This window comes from Teichococcus vastitatis (assembly GCF_003604215.1).
GTDB lineage: Bacteria > Pseudomonadota > Alphaproteobacteria > Acetobacterales > Acetobacteraceae > Pseudoroseomonas > Pseudoroseomonas vastitatis.
The window spans coordinates 206,192-227,373 of sequence record NZ_QXGS01000003.1 but is presented as its reverse complement, the minus strand read 5'-3'; the positions used below and the strand labels follow the sequence as shown (position 1 = coordinate 227,373).

The window sequence follows — 21,182 nt, the reverse complement described above, 5'->3', positions numbered from 1 at the left end:
GGCCTCTCGCCGGATAGGGAGCCGGGCGGCCGTGTTGCGCCGCGCGGCTCTCTCAATCCTGGCCAGGGACCGGCTTCCATGCTGCGGCGCTTCTTCGCCTATTACCGCCCCCATCGGCGGTTGTTCCTGCTCGATTTCTCCTGCGCCGTGCTGTCGGGCGTGCTGGAGCTGGCCTTCCCGATCGCAGTGAAGGCCTTTGTGGACGTGCTGCTGCCGCGCCAGGACTGGCCGCTGATCCTGTTGGCCGCGCTCGGCCTGCTCGTAGTCTACCTGATGAACACCGGCCTGATGGCGGTGGTCACCTATTGGGGCCACGCCCTCGGCATCAACATCGAGACCGAGATGCGCCGCAAGGCGTTTGATCACCTGCAGAGGCTGTCCTTCCAGTTCTATGACAACCAGAAGACCGGCCATCTCGTGGCGCGGGTCACCAAGGATCTGGAGGAGGTCGGCGAAGTCGCGCATCACGGGCCCGAAGACCTGTTCATCGCCGTGATGACCTTTCTCGGCGCCTTTGCCCTGATGTTCACGGTGAACGTGCCGCTGGCGCTGATGACGGCGGTGATCGTGCCGCTGATCGCCTGGGCCTCCACCCATTACGGCGCCCGCATGACGGTGACCTGGCGCAACCTGTTCGGCCGTGTCGGCGCCTTCAACGCGCGCATCGAGGAAGCGGTGGGCGGCATCCGCGTGGTGCAGGCCTTCGGCAACGAGGATCACGAGCGCACCCTGTTCGCCCGCGACAACGCCCGCTATCGCTCCACCAAGCTCGAGGCCTACCGCATCATGGCCGCCAGCATGTCGCTGAACTACCTCGGCATGCGATTGACCCAGATGGTGGTGATGCTGGCCGGCAGCTGGTTCGTGCTGAACGGCCAGCTCACCAATGGCGAATTCGTCGGCTTCCTGCTGCTGGTCGGCGTGTTCTTCCGCCCGGTGGAGAAGATCAGCGCGGTGATCGAGACCTATCCTAAGGGCATCGCCGGCTTCCGCCGCTACACCGAGCTGCTGGACACCCGGCCCGACATCGCCGATGCCCTCGATGCCCGCCCGGCGCCCGCCCTGCGTGGCGAGATCCGCTACGAGCAGGTGCGCTTTGGCTACGGCACCGGTCGGCCGGTACTGGACGGGGTGGAGCTCCGCATCGCCGCCGGCCATACCGTTGCCTTTGTCGGGCCGTCCGGCGCGGGTAAAACCACCCTCTGCTCGCTCCTGCCGCGCTTCTATGAGGTGCAGGGCGGCCGCATCACCATCGATGGCATCGACATCCGCCAGATGACTTTGGCGTCGCTGCGGGCGCAGATCGGCATCGTCCAGCAGGACGTGTTCCTGTTCGCCGGCACGCTGCGGGAGAACATCGCCTATGGCCGCCTCGGCGCCTCGGAAGCCGAGATCCTGGAGGCCGCGCGCCGCGCCCGGCTGGACCAGCTGATCGAGCAACTGCCGGAAGGTCTCGACACGCTGATCGGCGAGCGCGGCGTGAAGCTGTCCGGCGGGCAGAAGCAGCGGCTGGCCATCGCGCGGATCTTTCTGAAGAACCCGCCGATCCTGATCCTGGACGAGGCGACCTCGGCACTCGACACGGAAACCGAGCGGGCGATCCAGCAATCCCTCACCGAGCTGGCGGAAGGCCGCACCACCCTGGTGATCGCCCACCGTCTGGCCACGGTGCGCAACGCCGACCGCATCGTCGTGGTCGATCGCAGCGGCATCTCGGCCCAGGGAACCCATGCCGAGCTGATGCAGCGCAACGCTCTGTACCAGCGGCTGAACGGGGCGCAGGCCGAGCTTTTGGCCTGAGGCCGGATGGACGGATGCCGGCGGCGGATCGACAAGCCGGCGGAATCGGCACTAGCCTCGGTGTCATGCATGCCTTTGCCCATCCCGACCAGTCGCGGCACCAGCCGCAGTTCTTTCTCCAGCGTGGCCAGGTGCGGCTGAATTTCGAGGTCGCCGCACGTGCCGAGGCGCTGCTGGACGCCCTGAAGCAGATGGGCGCGGAGATCGCCACGCCTGCCCTGGTGGCGCCGGAGGCGCTGCTGGCGGTGCATGCCACCGACTACGTGGCCTTCCTGCAGGAAGCGGCCGCCGAATGGGCCGCGATGCCGGATAGCGGGCCGGAGGTCGTGGCCAACATGCACCCCTCGCCGGAAATGCTGGCGCAGGGTGCCACCTTGTCGGGGCCGATCATCGGCCGCACCGGCTGGTTCACTGCCGATACCGCTTGCCCGATCGGCCCCGGCACCTGGGAATCGGTCCTGGCCGCGGCCAGCTGCGCGCTGGCGGCGGCCGGGGTGGCGGCCCAGGGCGGCAGCGCCTATGCCCTGGCGCGCCCGCCCGGGCACCATGCCTATGCCGCCCGTGCCGGCGGGCATTGCTACGTCAACAACAGCGCTTTGGCCGCCGAGGCGCTGCGCCGGGCGGGTGCCGCACGGGTGGCGGTGATCGACATCGACGCGCATCACGGCAACGGCACCCAGGGCATCTTCTGGGACCGGCCGGATGTGCTGACCCTGTCAGTGCATGGCGATCCGGCAAGCTATTACCCCTGGTATGTCGGCCACGCCTCGGAAACGGGCGGAGGTGCCGGCCAGGGCTTCAACCGCAACTTTCCACTGCCCCGCGGAACCGGTGATAGCCCTTGGCTTGAGGCCGTGGACGCGGCCGCGGCCGCGGCGCGCAGCTTCGGCGCCGAGGCGCTGGTGGTGCCGCTGGGTTTCGACGCGTCCGAACACGAGCCGCTGAGCTTCCTGCGCGTCACCGCCGATGGCTTCGCCGGCGCAGCGCAGCGCCTGTCCGGTCTCGGCCTGCCCACGGTGATGGTGCAGGAAGGCGGCTACAACACGGCGGTAATCGGCGGCCTACTGCGGCGGTTCCTGACAGGCTGGCATGGCTGAAAGAACCTAAAGATTGAAAATTGCCATGCCGGACCTTACGAATCCGGCATGGCTGTCACGCGCATCACCACCTTCGCTTTTTCCGGCATCGACACGCTGCCCATCGAGGTACAGGTGCAGATCGCCAGCGGCCTGCCGGCCTTCACCGTGGTGGGGCTGCCGGACAAGGCTGTGGCCGAAAGCCGCGAGCGCGTGCGCGCCGCGCTGGCCGGGATGGGCCTGGCCCTGCCGCCCAAGCGGGTGCTGGTGAACCTCGCCCCGGCCGACATCCAGAAGGAAGGCTCGCATTTCGACCTGCCGATCGCGCTGGCCGTGCTGGCGGCGATGGGGCTGGTACCGGCAGACGAGTTGGCCAGTTTCGCGGCCCTGGGAGAGCTGGCACTGGACGGCGCCATCGGGCCTGTGGCCGGCATCCTGCCGGCAGCGCTGGGCGCGGCGTCACGACAGCTCGGCCTGATCTGCCCGGCGCAGCAGGGCGGCGAGGCTGCCTGGGCGGGAGAATTGGAGATCCTGGCGGCGGCGGACCTGCAGCAGCTGATGGCCCATCTGACCGGCCGGCAGTTGATGCCGCCCCCGCCCTTGCCGGGCTTGACGCAGGAAGTGTCGCGCATCGCCTGCCTGTCAGAGGTGCGCGGCCAGGAAAGCGGCAAGCGTGCCCTGGAGATCGCCGCCGCCGGCCGCCATAACCTGCTGTTCATCGGCCCGCCCGGCGCCGGCAAATCCATGCTGGCCAGTCGTCTGCCGGGATTGCTGCCGGACCTTTCCCCGCAGGAGGCGCTGGAAGTGAGCCTGGTGCACAGCGTCGCCGGCCTGATCGAGGGCGGCCGCATCTCCGCTCGCCCCCCCTTCCGCAACCCGCATCATTCGGCCAGTCAGGCCGCGCTGATCGGCGGCGGGCCGCGCGCACGACCCGGCGAGATCAGCCTGGCGCATCACGGCGTACTGTTCCTGGACGAATTGCCGGAATTCGCCCGCCCCGCCCTGGAAGCCCTGCGGCAGCCGCTGGAAAGCGGCGAATGCGTCATCAGCCGCGCGGCGGCGCATGTGACCTACCCGGCGCGGGTGCAACTCGTGGCAGCGATGAACCCATGCCGTTGCGGCTATCTGGGCGAGGCGCTGCGTGCCTGTGGCTCCGCGCCGCGTTGCGGCGAAACCTATCAGTCCCGGATCTCAGGGCCGCTGCTGGACCGCGTGGACTTAAGTTTGTCGGTCGCGCCCATTTCCCCTGGCGATTTGGCCCGCACGCCGCGCGGCGAGACCAGCGCCGCTATTGCGGCGAGGGTGGCCGGAGCACGGGACCTGCAGGCCAAGCGCCGGCATCCCGATGGCCCGCGATGCAACGCGGATGCCCCGCTGGAAGAACTGACGGCCCAGTGCGATGGGGAGGCACTGGCCTTGGCGGAGCGTGCCGCCCTACAGCTCGGCCTCAGCAACCGAGGATTCACGCGCTGCTTCCGCGTCGCCCGCAGCATCGCCGATCTCGCGGGAGCCGATCGCATCCGCCGGATCGACATGGCGGAAGCGCTCAGCTACCGCCAGCGTCACCACCCGTCACGCATGGCGGCCGCCGCGGAAACCTAGCGGCGCGCCCCCATGGTGAACGGGCGCCCACCAGCTCCGGCCCGGCGAATGCGCCACCAGAGGCTGCCAAAGGCGATCAGGCCCGCGAGCAACGCCACTGGCAGAGCGATGGCGAAAAACGCCACAGCCAGCGCCGCCACCACGACACCTACCGCCAAGATGGTCACCAGCGCGGCGACGCCGCCCAGGCGCACCAGCAGGCGATCCAGCCACGTTGTCGGGCGGGGCGTCGGGCCCCGGAACTCGCCCTCCGGGGTCATGTCGATAACAGGGCGGTCATCAGATCGCGGGTCCATGCATTGCATGTCGCCGCGACCGTGTTCGAGTTCAAGAGGGAGCCGCATCGTCGGGACCCCTCCCCGCATGATAAGCGGAACAGCATGCGCCCTGCCCTGCGATTGCTGATCGTGCCGCTGCTGCTGGCCCAGCCTGCTGCCTGGGCAGAGCCTTACCGCAAGCCGGATTCATCGGAAATGGCGGCGATTCGCCGCTGGCTGTGCCCGCATGGCGGCAGGCCGGTCCGGGGCAAGCCCGGGCGGTGCGACGGCGCCAGGTCCGCCGGCAGGCCGGCCTGGGATGCCGGGCTGAGGCCGCCGCAGCGCAACACCGTGGCCACTTGCCCGGCCGGCACGCGCCCGGTCCCGGCACGCGGCCATTCCGTCATCATCCGCTGCCTTCCCGGCTGAAACGCAAACGACGCGGACGACATTGTCGCCCGCGTCGCGCATCCTGGCCGGAAACCCTGGTCGATGCGGCATGTCGCACCGGCCGGGGCCTCTGCCTGCGGCCCTGTTAAGGGCCGCAGGCAGGCGCCTTCAGGCGCTCTGCTTCATGATCTCGTCGGCAACGTTGCGCGGCACCGGGTCGTAGTGGTGGAAGGACATCGAGAAGGACGCACGACCCTTGGTCATGCCCCGCAGGTTGGAGATGTAGCCGAACATCTCCTTCAGCGGCACATGGGCGCGCACGATCACCGAGGTGCCGGCCATGTCCTGCGACTGGATCACGCCGCGGCGACGGTTGAGGTCACCCACCACGTCACCGACGTGATCCTGCGGCGTGGTCACTTCCACGTCCATGATCGGCTCCAGGATAACCGGGCCAGCCTTCTTCATGCCTTCGCGGAAGCAGGCCTTGGCAGCGATCTCGAAGGCCAGGGCCGAGGAGTCGACGTCGTGGTACTTGCCATCCGTCAGGGTGTACTTGAAGTCCACCGTCGGGAAGCCGGCGAGCACGCCGGTGTCGGCCTGGACCTTGATGCCCTTGTCGACCGCCGGGATGTATTCCTTCGGCACCGCGCCGCCGACGACGCCGTTGACGAACTCGATCCCCTCGTTCCGCTCCTTCGGCTCGAAGGTGATCTTCACCTCGGCGAACTGGCCCGAACCACCCGACTGCTTCTTGTGGGTGTAGGTCTCGGTGTGCGCCTTGGTGATCGTCTCGCGATAGGCCACCTGCGGCGCGCCAATGTTGGCGTCCACACCATACTCGCGGCGGAGGCGGTCGATGATGATCTCGAGGTGCAGCTCGCCCATGCCGGACAGAATGGTCTGGCCGGTCTCCTGGTCGGTCTTCAGGCGCAGCGAGGGATCCTCTCCGGCCAGCTTCTGCAGGCCGAGAGTCATCTTCTCGACGCCGTCCTTGGTCTTCGGCTCAACCGAGATGTCGATGACCGGAACCGGGAAAGCCATGCGCTCCAGCACCACCGGATCGGAGGCATCGGCCAGGGTGTCGCCCGTGCCGGTGTCCTTCAGGCCCACGATGGCGACGATGTCGCCGGCGTAGATCTCCTTCACCTCTTCGCGCTTGTCGGCATGCATCTGGAACATGCGGCCGATGCGCTCCTTGTGACCCTTCGTGGTGTTCATGAAGGTGTCGCCGGAGCGGATCACGCCTGCATAGACGCGGACAAAGGTTAGGTTGCCGTACTTGTCGTTGATGATCTTGAAGGCCAGCGCGGCGAAGGGCGCGTCCTCGCGGGCCGGGATGATGCGGGCGGGGTTCGCCGGATCCTCCTCAACGCCCTCCTCCAGCGCCACCTTGATGCCGGCGACGTCGGTGGGCGCGGGCAGGTAATCGACCACACCGTCCAGCAGCGGCTGCACGCCCTTGTTCTTGAAGGCCGAGCCGCAGAACACCGGGCGGAAGGTGCCGTCGATGGTGCCGCGCTTGATGCAGCGCTTCAGGGTCTCGACCGAGACGTCGCCCTTGTCGAAGTATTCCTCCATCGCCGCGTCATCGACCGACAGGGCGGTGTCGAGCAGCAACTGGCGGTATTCGGCGGCCTTGTCCTTCAGGTCGTCCGGGATCGGCGCCTCATGGTACTGGGCGCCCAGCTCGTCGCCTTCCCAGATCAGCGCCTTCATCTCGACCAGGTCGACGACGCCCTTCAGGGTGTCCTCGATGCCGATCGGCAGCTGCAACGCGATCCAGTTGATGCCCAGCTTCTCGGTCAGCGTGGCGGCGGCGCGGTAGAAATCGGCGCCCGTACGGTCCAGCTTGTTGATGAAGATGATGCGAGGCACGTTGTAGCGGTCGGCCAGGCGCCAGTTGGTCTCGGATTGCGGCTGCACGCCGGCCACGCCCTCGATGATGAACACGGCGCCGTCGAGCACGCGCAGCGAGCGGTTCACCTCGATGTTGAAGTCGATGTGGCCCGGAGTGTCGATGACGTTGATCCGGTGGCTCTTCCACTCGGCCGTCACGGCAGCGGAGGTGATCGTGATGCCACGCTCACGCTCCTGCTCCATGTAGTCGGTGGTGGTGTTGCCCTCGTGGACCTCACCGATCTTGTGAGACTTGCCGGTATAATACAGGATCCGCTCGGTCGTCGTGGTCTTGCCGGCGTCGATATGCGCCGTGATGCCGATATTGCGGATCTTCTCGAGCGGGGTGCGCGCCACGGGGGGCCTCCAATACGCATCGCGGCGGCAGCCGCGCGGAAACGAAAACACGGCCTGGGCCGCGCAGAAGAATGAAACGCGGCCTGAACCGCGCGGGAAACATGAAACAAGCCTGACGCGGCTTCCCGTCCCGCGCGTCCGCCTGGTTGGCCTACCAACCGAGCCGGTGCCTCAGGAAACCTGGGGCTTTATCGGACAGGCTATCCTATCCGCCGAAGCCGGTCTGCAAAGGCCCTTTGGAACGAAGGGCTGCGGCACCGCCTGTGGGGCGATTCCTGACGGCCATCCATTGTGGCGGCAGATGCACCGGATCGTGCGGAAATGCAAGGGCTATCGCCCCCTGCGCCTCCCTCTGGCCCGGTCAGTCGTCGCGGTGGACGCGCTCCATGCGCTCATGGCGCTCCTGCGCCTCGATCGACAAGGTGGCGATGGGCCGCGCCTCCAGCCGGCGCAGGCCGATCGGCTCGCCGGATTCCTCGCAATAGCCATAGGTGCCGTTGTCGATCCGCTCCAGCGCCTGATCGATCTTGGAGATCAGCTTGCGGGCACGGTCCCGGGTGCGCAGCTCCAGGGCCCGGTCGGTTTCCACGCTCGCCCGGTCCGCCAGATCTGCCTCGGCAATGCCGCCTTCGCTCAGGCTGGCCAAGGTATCGGTGGCCTCGCGCAGGAGATCCTGGCGCCAGCGCAGAAGCTTCTGCCGGAAATAGGCCTGCTGCAGGGGGCTCATGAATTCCTCGGTTTCCGAGGGCCGGTAATCCGGCGGCACAGTGATCAGCATTTCTTCGATCCCCCAGCCTGAACGGAGGTGCACTGCACAAAAGCTTCCGCAAGGCGGCCGGACCATACAGGCCGCCCTACCCCCGCGCCAAGGGCCGGGTGTGTCGGTGGCGGTATGAAATTTTGATGCGCAACAAGATCGCTGCCGATTTCTGCGGCAGTTTCACCAAACTGGCGCCGCCGGCAGAGGCGACGCTTCCTTCTGCCGGAAACCTAGCGGCTGAGCAGCAGGGCCAGCATGGCCAGCGGCACCAGGATCAGGGCAGCCGCCTTCACGAGGCTCATCCAGTCGGACCGGTCCGCGCGTCCTTCTTCCGGCTGGTAGGCCGGGCGTGCCCGGCGCCAGATGTCGCGATCCTGGACCGATGTCAGCAGGGGCTGTGGGAGGTCGCGGGCCATGGAGCGGTGTCCTCGTCTGCGGCGGTGGCGTGGCACAGATGCCACCCAGCCCCAGAACATCGCTGCACCCGAATGGTTACGCTTCCGATCTTGACATTCTTGCGAGAAGCCGAGGCTCAGAAGCGCGCCAGCGCCGCGCCCCAGGTGAGCCCGCCACCGATCGCCTCCATCAGAACCAAGTCCCCCCGGTTGATGCGGCCATCCCGTGCGGCCTCGGCCAAAGCCAGCGGGATCGAGGCGGCGGAGGTATTGGCATGCCGGTCGACGGCCACCACCACCCGCTCCGGCGGCAGGCCCAGCTTCCGGCCCATGGCGTCGATGATGCGCAGGTTGGCCTGGTGCGGAACCAGCCAGGCCACGTCTCCGGTGGCCAGTCCGTTCGCGGCGAGCGCTTCATCCACCACGGAGGCGAGCTTGGACACGGCGTGCCGGAACACGTCGCGGCCGGCCATGCGCAGCAGGCCGGGCGTGCCTTCCACCTGCAGGATGTCGGCATGGCGGCCATCCGCATGCAGATGGCATGACAGCACGCCGCGATCGCCCGCCTCGGCCGCATCGGCGGCACGCAGCACCACGGCGCCGGCACCGTCACCGAACAGCACGCAGGTGCCGCGGTCGCTCCAGTCGAGGATGCGGGAGAACACTTCCGAACCTACCACCAGCATGCAGCGGGCCTGGCCGGCGCGGATCATCGCGTCAGCCACCGACAAGGCATACACGAAGCCGGTACAGGCCGCCGCCACATCAAAGGCGAAGCCGCGGGTGATGCCGAGCTTGGCCTGCAGCCGCGCGGCGGTGGAGGGAAACACGGCGTCCGGCGTCGCGGTGGCCACGATGATGCCGTCCACCGAGCCGGCGTCCAGGCCGGCTTGCGCCAGCGCCTCGCGCGACGCAGCGGCGCCCAGGTCGCTCGCCATCTGCCCCGGCGCCGCGAGATGGCGCTGGCGAATACCGGTGCGCTCCTGGATCCAGGCATCCGAGGTATCGAGCCCGTAGCGCGCCGCCAGGGCGTCGTTGTCCAGAACGGTTTCGGGCAGGTAGCCGCCGGTGCCGGCAATCAGCGCGCGCAGGGTCATGGCAGGGGATTCCGATCGGCCATCAGCCGAGGCCAACGCCGGAGGTGGCGGGACCCGCCTCCCCCTCCACGGCGCGGCCCTTGGGCGGCAGGGTGGCTAGCTTCTCGCGGATGCGCTGGTTGAAGCGATGCTCCACCATGTCCATGGCCACGTCCACAGCATGGGCGAAGCCAACCCCGTCGGTACCGCCATGGCTCTTCACCACGACGCCGTTCAGGCCGATCAGCACGGCGCCATTGTAGCGGCGCGGGTCCATGAAGTCGCGCAGCCGTTCCAGCGCCGGCTTGGCCAGGAGATAGCCCAGCTTAGCCATCAGGGACGAGGTGAAGACCTGCTTCAGCAGCCCGCCCATCAGCTTGAAGGCGCCCTCGCCGGTCTTCAGCGCGATGTTGCCGGTGAAGCCGTCGGTCACCACCACGTCCACGGTGCCAGCGGTGATGTCATGTCCTTCGACGAAGCCGTGGAAGTTCGGCGCCAACACGGAGTCGCGCAGCATCTCAGCTGCCTGGCGGACGCGGTCGTCGCCTTTCAGCTCCTCGCTGCCGACGTTCAGCAGGCCGATCGATGGCTCAGGCAGCCCCAGCACGACCCTTGCAAAGGCATCACCCATTACGGCGAACTCGACCAGGTTGCGGGGTTCGCAAGTCACGTTCGCGCCCAGGTCGAGCAGCACCACCTCGCCCCGGGCCGAAGGTCCGATGGCGGCGAGCGCCGGCCGGTCGATCTCCGGCAGCGTCTTCACCACGATCTTGCCCAGCGCCATCAGCGCCCCGGTGTTGCCCGCCGACACCACGCCAGCAGCCTCGCCCGCCGCCACGGCGTCGATGGCGATGCGCATCGAGGACTGGCGCATGCGCAAGGCCGCGGTGGGCTTCATGTCGCCCGGAACCGCATCCGGCGCGTGCCGCAGCGAGCAGATGCGAGCCGCCTTCGGCCGGCGCGACAACAGCGCGCCCAGCCGAACCTCATCGCCGACCAGCAGGATGCGTGCCTTGGGATGACGCTCGGCAACCAGTTCCAGGCCATCGAGCACCGATTCGGGGGCGTTGTCGCCTCCCATGGCGTCAATGGCGAGGTCAAAGCCTGAAGCCGGCGGCACCGATGCGGTGCTGCCTTCTGGCGTGCTCGCCTGCGACAAGATGCCGTGTTCCCTGGCCGGATCAGTCAGTGTCAGACGCGAACCGCAGCCTTCAGGGACTTGCCGGCGGACACCACCTCACGGCCGTCGTAATGGCCACAGGACGCGCAGACATGGTGCGGGCGCTTCAGCTCGCCGCAATTCGGGCACTCATGGTGCGCCTGGGTCGACAGGGCCTCATGGCTGCGACGCATGCCGCGGCGGGAGGGCGAAACCTTTTTCTTCGGAACGGCCATGGCGCCGGGCCTCTCTTTTCAACAATGCGCTGTTCAGATCAGCGGTCAAACAGGAAGGCGCGGCCATTACCACCCTGCCCCCTCAGGTGCAAGCAGAAGGCCAGCGGCGCCACCCTCAGTCCAGGTGCACGGCATAGCGGTGCCGCTCGGTGTCGATCATCGACAGGCGCACCTCGACCGCGCGGTCTGCCACGTCATAGGCGATTCGCTGCACCATCAGCAACGGCGTGCCGGCCGGCTTGCCCAGCGCCTCGGCGGTTTCCGTGTCGGCCGCAGCGGCGGAGAGTTCCTCCTCGGCGCGGCGGATCGTCACCTGATGCCGCTGCTGCAGGTAGACGTAGAGTTCCTGCGCCAGCTCCCCTGCCGGCAACTGGAAGCCCGGCACCAGGGCGCTGGACAGGGAACAGCGCTCAAAGATGCGCGGCGAGCCATCCAGCAGACGGATGCGCCTCAGGTGATGCACGGGGGCGCCTTCCTCCAGCCCCAGCGCCGCGGCTTCCCAGGGCTCCGCCCGCCCCGGCTCGCTGGACACCACCATGATCCGCGAGAGCACGGCGCGGCCGCTGAGGTCGCGCAGGCGGAAGAAGTGGTGCCGCGCCGTTTCGCTGTTGTGCTTCGCCACGGTGGTGCCGCGACCTTGCCGCCGCTCGATCACATGGCGCTGCTCCAGCGCGCTCATCGCCTTGCGGACCGTGCCCTGCGACACACCGAGCTCGGCCGCCAGCTCCGGCTCGGAGGGCACCGCGTGGCCGGGCGGCCAGTCGCCGCCGACGATCCGCCCGAGCAGGATCTCTTCCACCTGCCGGTACAGGGGACGGGCATCCAGCCGAACGGCGGCAGGCGGTGCGAGGATCGACATGGCGGGGGACGGGTCTCCGATGGCAGATGTTGTTAGCACCTGCATCATAAGCTGTGTTCACCGATCAGCGGAGCCTAATCAAGTCCCCGAAATGCACACTTGTGTCTTATACAAGACCTGCTACAAGGGGGTTCTCGGGATTGCAACGCAGGCCGAGTTTGGGGAGGAAGAGTTCCGCAAAGGAACTAGTAAAGCGTTTGATGGCGCCCGGCTTATGCTAGGGCGCCGTCCGCTTTTGTGTCCCCTGATCAGGCAGCCTGAGATTTCAGGCGATCCGCGAAGCTCTTGCGGAACTTGCCCACCTTTGGTGCCACCACCACGCGGCAATATCCGGCCCACGGGTTGCGGTTGAAATAGTCCTGATGTTCCGGCTCGGCCGGCCAGAAGGTTCCCGCCGGCTCCAGCTGCGTCACCAGCTTGCCCGGCCAGATTCCTGCTTCCTCGATTTCGCGCATCACCGCCCGCGCCGTTTCAACCTGTGCCTCGGAGGTGGCGAGAATGATGCTGCGGTATTGCGGGCCCACATCGGCACCCTGCCGGTCCTGCGTCGTCGGATCGTGCAGCGTGAAGAACATCCGCAGCAGATCGGCATAGGACAGCACGGACGGATCAAACGCGACGCGCACCACTTCGGCATGGCCGGTGCGCTTGCCGCAGACCTGCTCGTAGGTCGGGTTCTCGACATGGCCGCCGGCATAGCCGGACACCACTTCCGTCACGCCCCGCACGTCTCGCAACGCGGCGTCGATGCACCAGAAGCAGCCGCCGCCCAGGATGGCGGTCTCGGTGTTCGCGGTTTCAGGCATGGAAATCCTCCTTGCTCGAGGCAACAGATAAGGATGCTTCCCAGCATCTGCATCCCCACCGCTTGCGGGAGGCGCGGCCCGGGGCCACCGTGGCCGACATGCAGACTCCTTTCCCGTTCGAGCCCGTTGAACCGGCGGATGCCGGCTTCAACCCCGCCGCCCTTGCCGAGGCCGTCCACTTCGCGGGCGCCCATGACAGCCCCTTCCCCCGCGACCTGCTGGCGCACCTCGAATCCGGCTATTTCGAGCCGCCGCCCGACAATGCGGTGCTGGGCAACACGGCGCCGCGCGGCGCGCCGAACGGGCTGATCCTGCGCGGCGGAAGACTGGCCGCCCGCTGGGGCGACACGCGGCAGGTCGATATGACCTTCAGCGTCGCCAAAAGCTACCTGGCGCTGCTGGCCGGCCTGGCTTTGGGCGATGGGCTGATCGGCAGCCTGGAGGACCGGGTCTCCGCCACCGTGTCCGATCCCGCCTTCGCCGGTGAGCGCAACGGTGCCATCACCTGGAGGATGCTGCTGGAGCAGACCAGCGAATGGGAAGGAACGCTGTTCGGCAAGGCCGAGCGAATCGACCGTGGCCGTGACCTGAAGCGCGAAGGCGCCGGCCCCAAGGGCATCGACCGCCCCCTCAAGGCACCCGGCACCTATTGGGAATACAATGATGTCAGGGTCAACGCGCTGTCGCTGGCCCTGCTGCACCGCTTCCGCCGACCGCTGCCCGAGGTGTTCGCGGAGCGCATCACCGGCCCGATCGGCGGCAGCCAGGAAGGGCGCTGGGAAGGCTATCGCACCAGCGTCATCGAGATCGACGGCCGCAACATCCAGTCGGTGTCCGGCGGCGGCCATTGGGGTGGCGGCGTGTTCACCCATGCCGAGGACCAGGCGCGCATCGGCCAGCTGATGCTGCAGGACGGATGCTGGGATGGCCGCCGCGTGCTGCCGGAAGGCTGGGTAGCCGCCTGCACCACCCCCTGCGCCCTGAACGGCGATTACGGCCTGCTGTGGTGGCTGAACCGGCAGGGGCGCTACCCGGATGCGAGCCGGGAAAGCTTCCTCGCCCAGGGTGCGGGCGGCAACGTGATCTGGATCGACCCGCGGCATGATCTGGTGGCGGTGTTCCGCTGGCTGGACCCGGCGGCGCTGCCGCGGATGCTCGGCCTCGTGACGGCGGCGCTGGCGCCCGGTTGACGGGCGCTGCCGGGGGGCGGACGCTGATGCCGTCCCCACCGCCGCCGGACGAGTCATGACCGACAGCCTGCCCGCCCACGCCGTCCATGCCGCAACGCTGACGCTCGACACCCACGTGGACATCCCCTGGCCCGACACGCCGGACCCGCGGGATGCCACCGGGCGCTGCGTCGACTTTCCCAAGATGCGGGCCGGCGGCCTGCGTGCCGTGGTGTTCGCGGCCTATCTGCCGCAGGGCCCGCGCACGCCCGAGCAGCACGCCCAGGCCGCCCTGCGCGCCGAGGCGATGCTGCGGGTGATCCGCGCGACCGGCGCCGGCGAGGATTGCCGCATCGTCACCCGCGCCGCCGAGCTGGAAGCCCTGGCCGGCAATCGCCAGCTCGGCGTGCTGCTGGCGGTGGAGAATGGCTACGGCATGGGCGAGGATGTGTCGCGGCTGGCGCTGTGGCGCGGCCTCGGCGCCTGCTACGTCACCATCACGCATAACGGCCATAACGCCCTGGCCGATGCGGCGATCCCGCGCCCCGACCTGGGTGACGGCCCTTCCCTGCATGGCGGCCTGTCGGAGCTGGGCCGCGCCGCCGTGTCCGAGATGAACAGCCTCGGCCTGATGGTGGACGTGTCGCACGCCGCCAAGAGCAGCATGCTGCAGGCGGTGGAACTGTCCCGTGCGCCGATCGTCGCCACCCATACCTGCTGCCGCACCCTGCGCGACCATCCGCGCAATCTGGACGACGAGCAGATGGATGCGCTGCGTGCCACGGGCGGCCTGATGCAGATCACCGCGGTGGGAGGCTTCCTGCGCGGCCCCGGCGCCGATGGCAAGGTGCGCGCCACGGTGGCGGACATGGCCGACCATGTGGATTACGCCGTGCAGCGCATGGGCATCGCCCATGTCGGCCTGTCCTCGGATTTCGATGGCGGCGGCGGTGTCGAGGGCTGGATGCATGCCGGCGAGAGCGCCGGGCTGACCGCGGAGCTGCTGCGGCGCGGCTATGACGCGCAGGCCATCGGGCTGTTGTGGTCGGGCAATTTCCTGCGCGTCATGCGCGCCGCCGAGGCGGTGGCCGCCGGCGGCTGATCAGCCCAGCTCAAACGACGCGATGCCGAAGATCCGCTCCAGCCGCAGCGCCGGGGCGGGCCCGGCATACATGCGGGCGGTTTCGAAGGCGGCCGCCATGCCAGCCTCGGCGGCCAGCGCCATCGCCGCCGCATTGGCCTCGGGCAGGTCGAGGAAGACGGGGCCGGGCATCCCCTGCGCCAGCGCATTGAACAGGGCACGGGCAGCGGGCGCGTCGATGGCGGTCAGCGGACCGATCTTGCTTCCGGCGCGACAGGGCCGCGCCACGCCGAAGCCGACGGGCTGCCCGCCGCGCAGCACCGCCAGGGCACGATGCCCCGGCGCGCCGATCCAGGCGCGGAGAAAGGCATCGCGGGCGGCCGGGAACACCTCGCGATCCAGCGCCGCCAGCGCCTCGAAGGGCAGCATCGCCACCGGCACCACCTCACCCGCGGCATCCGGCACCGGCCGGGGCGCCTCCGCCGCGAAGCGGATGTTGCGCCACGCCAGCGCGAAGCCGGAGCGGGCATAGTTCGCCTGCTGCGCCACCACTCCGTCCAGCCCGACCACCCGCCCGGCCAGCCGTGCCATGCCCGCCCGCCACAGCGCCATGCCGAGGCCGCGGCCGCGCCGGCCCGGCCGCACGATGTAGAAGCCGATGAAGCCGTGCTCCTTCCCGTAGCGCACCGCGGAGATGCCGCCCGCCGGCTCGCCGCCTTCCTCGGCCAGCAGGAAGCCCTCCGGATCGGCGGCGCGGAAGGCGGCCGCGTCGGCGAGGCCCGGATTCCAGCCTTCCGCCGCCGCCCAGTCGAGCAGCAGCGGCATCTCCTCCCGCCGTGCCGAACGGATCACGGGGCTCATGCCGCCAGCCTCCGCATCGCTGCCCGGAAGCGCGCCGCGATGGCGGGTGCCCCGACGTGCCGCCCGTCGCGCACCACCTTGCGTCCGCCCGCCACCACCTCCCGCACCGGGTTTTGCTGGCCGCTGAACACCCAGGCATCCAGCAGCTCATCGCCCGAGCGAGCGCACAGGGCCGGATGCTCCGTGTCCAGCACCACAAGGTCGCAGCGCTGGCCGGTCGCGATGCCTGCGACGGGCCGGCCGCTCGCCTGGGCGCCGCCCGCCACCGCCGCCTCCAGCAGGTTGCGGCCTGGATGGGGCCGGGCCTCGGCCGTGGCGACGGAGCGACGTTGCAGCGTCAGGCGCTGGCTGGTTTCCAGCTGCCGCATCTCGTCGCGCGGCGAGGTGCCGACATGGCTGTCGGTACCGAAGCCGAGCCGGCCGCCGCCCTCCAGGTAGGATGGCAGGTCAAAGATGCCGTCGCCGAGCGACGCTTCCGTGCTGGGGCACAACCCCGCCACCGCGTCGGACCGGGCAAGACCGGCGGCCTCCGCCTGCGTCATGTGGGTGCAGTGGATCAGGCACCAGCGCGCATCCACCGGGAGGTTGGCCAGCAGCCACTCCACCGGCCGGGCGCCGGTGGCAGCGCGGCATTCCTCCACCTCGCGACGCTGCTCGGCGGCATGGATGTGGATCGGGCCGGCGAAGCGCGCGCATTCCGCCAGCATCGCCGGCGTCACCGCGCGCAGGGAATGCGGCGCCAGGCCGAGTCCGGCCTGCGGGTCGCCGACGATGGCGGCGCCGATGCCGTCCACGATGCGCCAGTAGCCGTCGAGGTCGTTGAGGAACCGGCGCTGCCCCGGCGCCGGGTCGCGCCCGAAGATGCCGCCATGGCGGTACAGGCTGGGAAGCAGGGTGATGCCGATCCCGGTGGCGCGGGCGGCGGCGAGGTGCCGCAGCGCCATCTCCGCCGGCTCCGGATAGGGCGTGCCGTCGGGCTGGTGGTGCAGGTAATGGAACTCGGCGACGCTGGTGAAGCCCCATTCGAGGCATTCTGCGTAGAGCTGCGCCGCCACCGCCTCGGCATCCTCCGGCGTGAAGCGTTCCACGAAGCGGTACATGGTCTGGCGCCAGGTCCAGAAGGAATCCTCGCCACCTTCGGCGGTGCGCGCACCGGGTGGGGAACGGCGCTCGGCACCGCCCGCCATGGCGCGCTGGAAGGCGTGGGAATGCAGGTTGGCGATGCCGGGGATCACCACCCCGGGCAGGATGTCCGCATCATCCTGTGGTCGTTCCGGCGTCGCGGCCAGGATCGTTCCGGCGGCATCCGTCTCGATCAGCACGTCCCTCGCCCAGCCCTCGGGCAGCAGCGCATCGCGGGCGTGGAAGCGGGGCATGGCGGAAAACTCCATCTGGCGCGTCGGCGGCATCGTCTTCCCGGTTGACGAGACTTGTCAAGACAACCCATGCTAGACGCCATGTCCTCCACCGGAACCGGGACGCTGCGCCCGGCACCCTCACCCGCCACGCCGCGTTACCAGCAGATCAAGGCCTTGATCCTGAGCCGCGTCGCCAGCGGCGAATGGAGTGCCACCGACCGTGTGCCCTCGGAGAACGAGCTGGTGAAGCTGACCGGCGTGTCCCGCGTCACGGTGAACCGGGCGCTGCGCGAGCTGGCCGATGCCGGGCTGCTGGTGCGCGTGCAAGGCGTCGGCACCTTTGTTGCCGATGCCAAGCCGCAATCCTCCTTGCTGGAGTTGCGCGACATCGCCGAGGACATGGCGCTGCGCGGCAGCCGTCACGGCGCGCGCGTGCTGGACCAGGGCCGCTGCCGCGCCGATGCCGCCCTCGCCACTGCCTTCGGTCTGCCGGAGGATGCGGAGCTGTTCCGCTGCCGCCTGGTGCACAGCGAGAACGGCGTGCCGGTGCAGTTCGAGGATCGCTACGCCAACCCGGTGATCGCGCCGCGCTTCCTGGAGCAGGATTTCACCCGCGTCACGCCCTATCGCTATCTCACCTCCTGCGCGCCGCCGGAGCGGGTGGAGCATGTGGTGGAAGCGGTGCGGCCGGATCCCCTCATCGCCCAGGCGCTCGACATCACCGCCGACGAGCCCTGCCTGCTGGTGCATCGCCGCACCTGGTCCTGGCAGGTGGTGGCCACCCGCGCCTTTCTCACCCATCCCGGTTCGCGCTACCGCCTTGGCGGCGCGCTCGATTGACCGCATCGGAAGACACGTCCATGTCGCATAGCCGCTTCCGCAACGCCCCCGGCATCCGCGCACCGCGCGGTTCCACCCTCGCTGCCCGCCACTGGACCACGGAGGCGGCGATGCGGATGCTGATGAACAACCTCGATGACGAGGTGGCCGAACGCCCGGGCGAGCTGGTGGTGTATGGCGGCATCGGCCGCGCCGCGCGCGACTGGCGGAGCTTTGAGACCATCGTCTCCGTGCTGAAGCGGCTGGAGGAGAACCAGACGCTGCTGGTGCAGTCGGGAAAGCCGGTGGGGGTGTTCGAGACGCACAAGGACGCGCCGCGCGTGCTACTCGCCAATTCCAACCTGGTGCCGGCCTGGGCCAACTGGGAGCATTTCTCCGAGCTCGATCGCGCCGGGCTGATGATGTACGGCCAGATGACGGCGGGTTCCTGGATCTACATCGGCAGCCAGGGCATCGTGCAGGGCACCTATGAGACCTTTGTCGAGGCCGGGCGCCAGCATTTCGGCGGCGATCTGGCCGGGCGCTGGATTCTCACCGCCGGGCTCGGCGGCATGGGCGGCGCGCAGCCCTTGGCCGGGGTGTTCGCCGGCGCTTCCGTGCTGGCGGTGGAGTGCCAGCCTTCGCGCATCGAGAAGCGGCTGGAAACCGGCTACCTCGACCGCCGCGCCACCTCGGTCGACCAGGCGCTGGCGATGATCGGCGCCGCCTGCATCGAGAAGAAGCCGATCAGCGTCGGCCTGGTCGGCAACGCCGCCGAGATCTTCCCCGAGCTGGTGCGACGCGGCGTGGTGCCGGACATCGTCACCGACCAGACCAGCGCGCATGACCCGTCGAACGGCTACCTGCCCGCCGGCTGGACGCTGGCGGAATGGGAAGCCAAGCGCGAGAGCGATCCCAAGGCCGTGGCGGCCGCCGCGAAGCGCAGCATGGTGGCGCATGTGCAGGCCATGCTGGACTTCAAGGCGATGGGCAGCGCCGTGCTCGACTACGGCAACAACATCCGGCAGATGGCCAAGGATGAAGGGCTGAGCGGCGCCTTCGGCTTCCCGGGCTTCGTGCCGGCCTATATCCGCCCGCTCTTCTGCCGCGGCATCGGCCCGTTCCGCTGGGCGGCGCTGTCGGGCGATCCGGAGGACATCCGCCGCACCGATGCGAAGGTCCGGGAACTGATCCCCGATGACCCGCACCTGCACCGCTGGCTTGACATGGCGCAGAGGCGCATTCGGTTCCAGGGCCTGCCGGCGCGGATCTGCTGGGTCGGACTCGGGCAGCGGCACCGGCTCGGCCTCGCCTTCAACGAGATGGTGGCCCGGGGCGAGTTGTCGGCCCCCGTGGTGATCGGGCGCGACCACCTGGATTCCGGCTCCGTCGCTTCACCCAACCGGGAAACAGAGGCCATGCGCGACGGTTCGGACGCCGTCAGCGACTGGCCCCTGCTGAACGCGCTGCTGAACACCGCGTCCGGCGCCACCTGGGTGTCGCTGCACCATGGCGGCGGCGTCGGCATGGGTTATTCGCAGCATGCCGGCATGGTGATCGTCGCCGACGGCACGGAGGACGCGGCGCGTCGGCTGAAGCGGGTGCTGTGGAACGATCCCGCCACCGGCGTGATGCGCCACGCCGATGCCGGCTACGACATCGCCATCGATTGCGCGCGGGAACAGGGGCTCGACCTGCCGATGCTGGAGAACGGCCGATGATCATCGCCCCTGGCGGCGCCACGCTGCACGATCTGCGCCTGATCATGGAAGGCGAGACGCTCGCTCTGCCCCCGGGCTGGGAAGCGCCGGTCATGGCCTCAGTCACCGCCCTCGCGGCGCGCATCGAGGAAGGCGAGGCGCTGTACGGCGTCAACACGGGCTTCGGCAAGCTGGCCAGCCAGCGCATCAACCGGGACGATCTGCTGAAGCTGCAGCGCAACCTGTTGCGCTCCCACGCCGCCGGCATCGGACCTTCCCTGCCGGCGCCGGTGGTGCGGCTGATCCTGGCGCTGAAGGCGTTGTCGCTCGCCCGCGGCGCATCGGCCGCGCGGCCGGAGGTGATCGCGCAGCTCGTGGCGCTGCTGGAGCGGAACGTGTTGCCGGCCATTCCGGCGCGCGGCTCGGTCGGCGCCTCGGGCGACCTGGCGCCGCTGGCGCATCTGTCGCTGGTGCTGATCGGCGAGGGCGAGGCCATGCTGGGCGGGGATGTTCTGCCGGGGGCCGAGGCGCTGCGCCGCGCCGGCCTCGCCCCGCTGGAGCTCGGCCCCAAGGAAGGCCTGGCGCTGCTGAACGGCACGCAGGTGTCCACGGCCCTGGCGCTGGCCGGGCTGTTCGCGGCGCAATCGCTGTGGCGCAGCGCGCTGGTGGCCGGCGCCCTCAGCACGGACGCGGCGCGCGGCTCCGACACACCGTTCGATCCGCGCATCCATGCTCTGCGCGGCCAGCCGGGACAGATCCGCGCCGCTGCCCTGTTGCGCGACCTGCTGGCCGGCAGCGCCATCCGCGACAGCCACCGGCAGGGCGATCCGCGCGTGCAGGACCCGTATTGCCTGCGCTGCCAGCCGCAGGTGATGGGCGCCTGCCTCGACATCCTCGACAACGCGGCCGAGGTGCTGCGGCGGGAGGCCAACGCCGTGACTGACAATCCGCTGGTCACCGCGGAAGGCGAGGTGCTGTCGGGCGGGAATTTCCACGCCGAGCCGGTGGCCTTCGCCGCCGACATCATCGCGCTGGCGCTGGCCGAGATCGGCGCCCTGTCCGAGCGGCGCATCGCCCTGCTGACCGACCCTGCCCTGTCCGGCCTGCCGGCCTTCCTGGTGCGCGATGGCGGGCTGAACTCAGGCTTCATGATCGCCCAGGTGACGGCGGCGGCGCTGGCCAGCGAGAACAAGGCCCTGGCCACACCGCGCTCGGTGGACAGCCTGCCCACCAGCGCCAATCAGGAAGACCACGTCTCCATGGCCACCGGCGCAGCGCTGCGCCTGGCGGACATGGCGGACAACACCGCCGGCATCCTGGCGGTCGAGGTCCTGGCCGCGGCGCAGGGCATCGGTTTCCACGCGCCGCTGGAAACCTCGCCCGCTCTGCGGCCGGTGCTGGCACGCATCCGCGCCGTGGCCGCGCCATGGAACGAGGACCGGCTGATGGCGCCTGACATCGCTGCCGCGAAGCGGCTGGTGGAGCAAGGCGACCTGTCAGGCCCGGTGGAAGGCTGAGCGGC

At 69.3% G+C, this 21,182-nt stretch carries 20 protein-coding genes; 9 read left to right on the top strand and 11 right to left on the bottom strand.

Going from position 1 to position 21,182, the window contains the following annotated elements:
- Positions 1-78 precede the first annotated feature (78 nt).
- The 3 genes from D2K64_RS07120 (at position 79) to D2K64_RS07110 (ending at position 4,478) form a co-directional block, all read left to right on the top strand.
- A complete protein-coding gene (locus D2K64_RS07120) occupies positions 79-1,800 on the top strand; it encodes an ABC transporter ATP-binding protein (protein ID WP_120007528.1) in 1,722 nt (573 codons plus the stop codon).
- A 65-nt stretch (positions 1,801-1,865) separates the two neighbouring features.
- Positions 1,866-2,897 carry a histone deacetylase family protein gene (locus D2K64_RS07115; RefSeq protein WP_120007527.1) on the top strand — a complete coding sequence of 344 codons (1,032 nt, stop codon included), beginning with the start codon at positions 1,866-1,868 and terminating at the stop codon, positions 2,895-2,897.
- A 48-nt stretch (positions 2,898-2,945) separates the two neighbouring features.
- Complete coding sequence (locus tag D2K64_RS07110; RefSeq protein WP_120007526.1) at positions 2,946-4,478, top strand: YifB family Mg chelatase-like AAA ATPase; 1,533 nt, start codon at positions 2,946-2,948, stop codon at positions 4,476-4,478.
- Here D2K64_RS07110 and D2K64_RS07105 read toward each other — a convergent pair.
- A complete protein-coding gene (locus D2K64_RS07105) occupies positions 4,475-4,774 on the bottom strand; it encodes a hypothetical protein (RefSeq protein ID WP_120007664.1) in 300 nt (99 codons plus the stop codon). The two genes, D2K64_RS07110 and D2K64_RS07105, sit on opposite strands and share 4 nt — an antisense overlap.
- 84 nt (positions 4,775-4,858) lie before the next feature.
- Here D2K64_RS07105 and D2K64_RS07100 point away from each other — a divergent pair, with 84 nt between their 5' ends.
- Positions 4,859-5,164 carry a hypothetical protein gene (locus tag D2K64_RS07100; protein ID WP_120007525.1) on the top strand — a complete coding sequence of 102 codons (306 nt, stop codon included), beginning with the start codon at positions 4,859-4,861 and terminating at the stop codon, positions 5,162-5,164.
- Between the two features lie 129 nt (positions 5,165-5,293).
- On the opposite strand, the gene fusA is transcribed toward D2K64_RS07100, so the two are convergent.
- The 8 genes from fusA to msrA form a co-directional block, all read right to left on the bottom strand.
- Positions 5,294-7,381 carry an elongation factor G gene (gene fusA, locus D2K64_RS07095; RefSeq protein ID WP_120007524.1) on the bottom strand — a complete coding sequence of 696 codons (2,088 nt, stop codon included), beginning with the start codon at positions 7,379-7,381 and terminating at the stop codon, positions 5,294-5,296.
- Positions 7,382-7,742: 361 nt separating this feature from the next.
- Complete coding sequence (gene dksA / locus D2K64_RS07090) at positions 7,743-8,159, bottom strand: RNA polymerase-binding protein DksA (RefSeq protein ID WP_120007523.1); 417 nt, start codon at positions 8,157-8,159, stop codon at positions 7,743-7,745.
- A 212-nt stretch (positions 8,160-8,371) separates the two neighbouring features.
- Positions 8,372-8,557, bottom strand: coding sequence for a hypothetical protein (locus D2K64_RS07085; protein WP_120007522.1), 186 nt, complete (start codon positions 8,555-8,557; stop codon positions 8,372-8,374).
- A 116-nt stretch (positions 8,558-8,673) separates the two neighbouring features.
- Positions 8,674-9,633, bottom strand: coding sequence for a beta-ketoacyl-ACP synthase III (locus D2K64_RS07080; protein WP_120007521.1), 960 nt, complete (start codon positions 9,631-9,633; stop codon positions 8,674-8,676).
- 22 nt (positions 9,634-9,655) lie between these two features.
- The gene (plsX, locus tag D2K64_RS07075) at positions 9,656-10,771 is read right to left on the bottom strand and encodes a phosphate acyltransferase PlsX (RefSeq protein ID WP_277819086.1); all 1,116 of its coding nucleotides are present in this window, start codon (positions 10,769-10,771) and stop codon (positions 9,656-9,658) included.
- A gap of 32 nt (positions 10,772-10,803) precedes the next feature.
- Positions 10,804-11,007 (bottom strand): 50S ribosomal protein L32, encoded by a 204-nt coding sequence (rpmF, locus tag D2K64_RS07070; RefSeq protein WP_120007520.1) that lies wholly within the window; start codon positions 11,005-11,007, stop codon positions 10,804-10,806.
- A gap of 115 nt (positions 11,008-11,122) precedes the next feature.
- The gene (locus D2K64_RS07065) at positions 11,123-11,866 is read right to left on the bottom strand and encodes a GntR family transcriptional regulator (RefSeq protein WP_120007519.1); all 744 of its coding nucleotides are present in this window, start codon (positions 11,864-11,866) and stop codon (positions 11,123-11,125) included.
- A 248-nt stretch (positions 11,867-12,114) separates the two neighbouring features.
- Positions 12,115-12,672, bottom strand: a complete 558-nt coding sequence (gene msrA / locus D2K64_RS07060; protein ID WP_120007518.1) for a peptide-methionine (S)-S-oxide reductase MsrA — start codon at positions 12,670-12,672, stop codon at positions 12,115-12,117.
- Between the two features lie 98 nt (positions 12,673-12,770).
- On the opposite strand from msrA, the gene D2K64_RS07055 reads away from it, so the two are divergent.
- Both D2K64_RS07055 and D2K64_RS07050 read left to right on the top strand, forming a co-directional pair.
- Positions 12,771-13,862: a serine hydrolase domain-containing protein gene (locus D2K64_RS07055; protein WP_120007662.1), complete on the top strand. Its 1,092-nt coding sequence runs from the start codon at positions 12,771-12,773 to the stop codon at positions 13,860-13,862.
- Between the two features lie 55 nt (positions 13,863-13,917).
- A complete protein-coding gene (locus tag D2K64_RS07050; RefSeq protein WP_120007517.1) occupies positions 13,918-14,943 on the top strand; it encodes a dipeptidase in 1,026 nt (341 codons plus the stop codon).
- Here D2K64_RS07050 and D2K64_RS07045 read toward each other — a convergent pair whose 3' ends face one another.
- Together D2K64_RS07045 and D2K64_RS07040 are read right to left on the bottom strand one after the other, a co-directional pair.
- Positions 14,944-15,783, bottom strand: coding sequence for a GNAT family N-acetyltransferase (locus D2K64_RS07045; protein ID WP_120007516.1), 840 nt, complete (start codon positions 15,781-15,783; stop codon positions 14,944-14,946). It lies immediately after the preceding gene.
- Positions 15,780-17,159 (bottom strand): formimidoylglutamate deiminase, encoded by a 1,380-nt coding sequence (locus D2K64_RS07040; RefSeq protein ID WP_120007661.1) that lies wholly within the window; start codon positions 17,157-17,159, stop codon positions 15,780-15,782. The genes D2K64_RS07045 and D2K64_RS07040 overlap by 4 nt, the downstream gene beginning before the upstream one ends.
- 69 nt (positions 17,160-17,228) lie before the next feature.
- On the opposite strand from D2K64_RS07040, the gene hutC reads away from it, so the two are divergent.
- Genes hutC through hutH form a run of 3 tightly spaced genes read left to right on the top strand, consistent with a single transcriptional unit; the run spans position 17,229 to position 21,177 of the window.
- Positions 17,229-17,981, top strand: coding sequence for a histidine utilization repressor (hutC, locus tag D2K64_RS07035; RefSeq protein ID WP_238384062.1), 753 nt, complete (start codon positions 17,229-17,231; stop codon positions 17,979-17,981).
- Positions 17,982-18,001: 20 nt separating this feature from the next.
- Entirely contained in the window at positions 18,002-19,681 is a 1,680-nt protein-coding gene (gene hutU / locus D2K64_RS07030; RefSeq protein WP_120007514.1) for a urocanate hydratase, read from the top strand.
- The gene (gene hutH, locus D2K64_RS07025; RefSeq protein ID WP_120007513.1) at positions 19,678-21,177 is read left to right on the top strand and encodes a histidine ammonia-lyase; all 1,500 of its coding nucleotides are present in this window, start codon (positions 19,678-19,680) and stop codon (positions 21,175-21,177) included. The genes hutU and hutH overlap by 4 nt, the downstream gene beginning before the upstream one ends.
- The last annotated feature ends 5 nt before the right edge of the window (positions 21,178-21,182 follow it).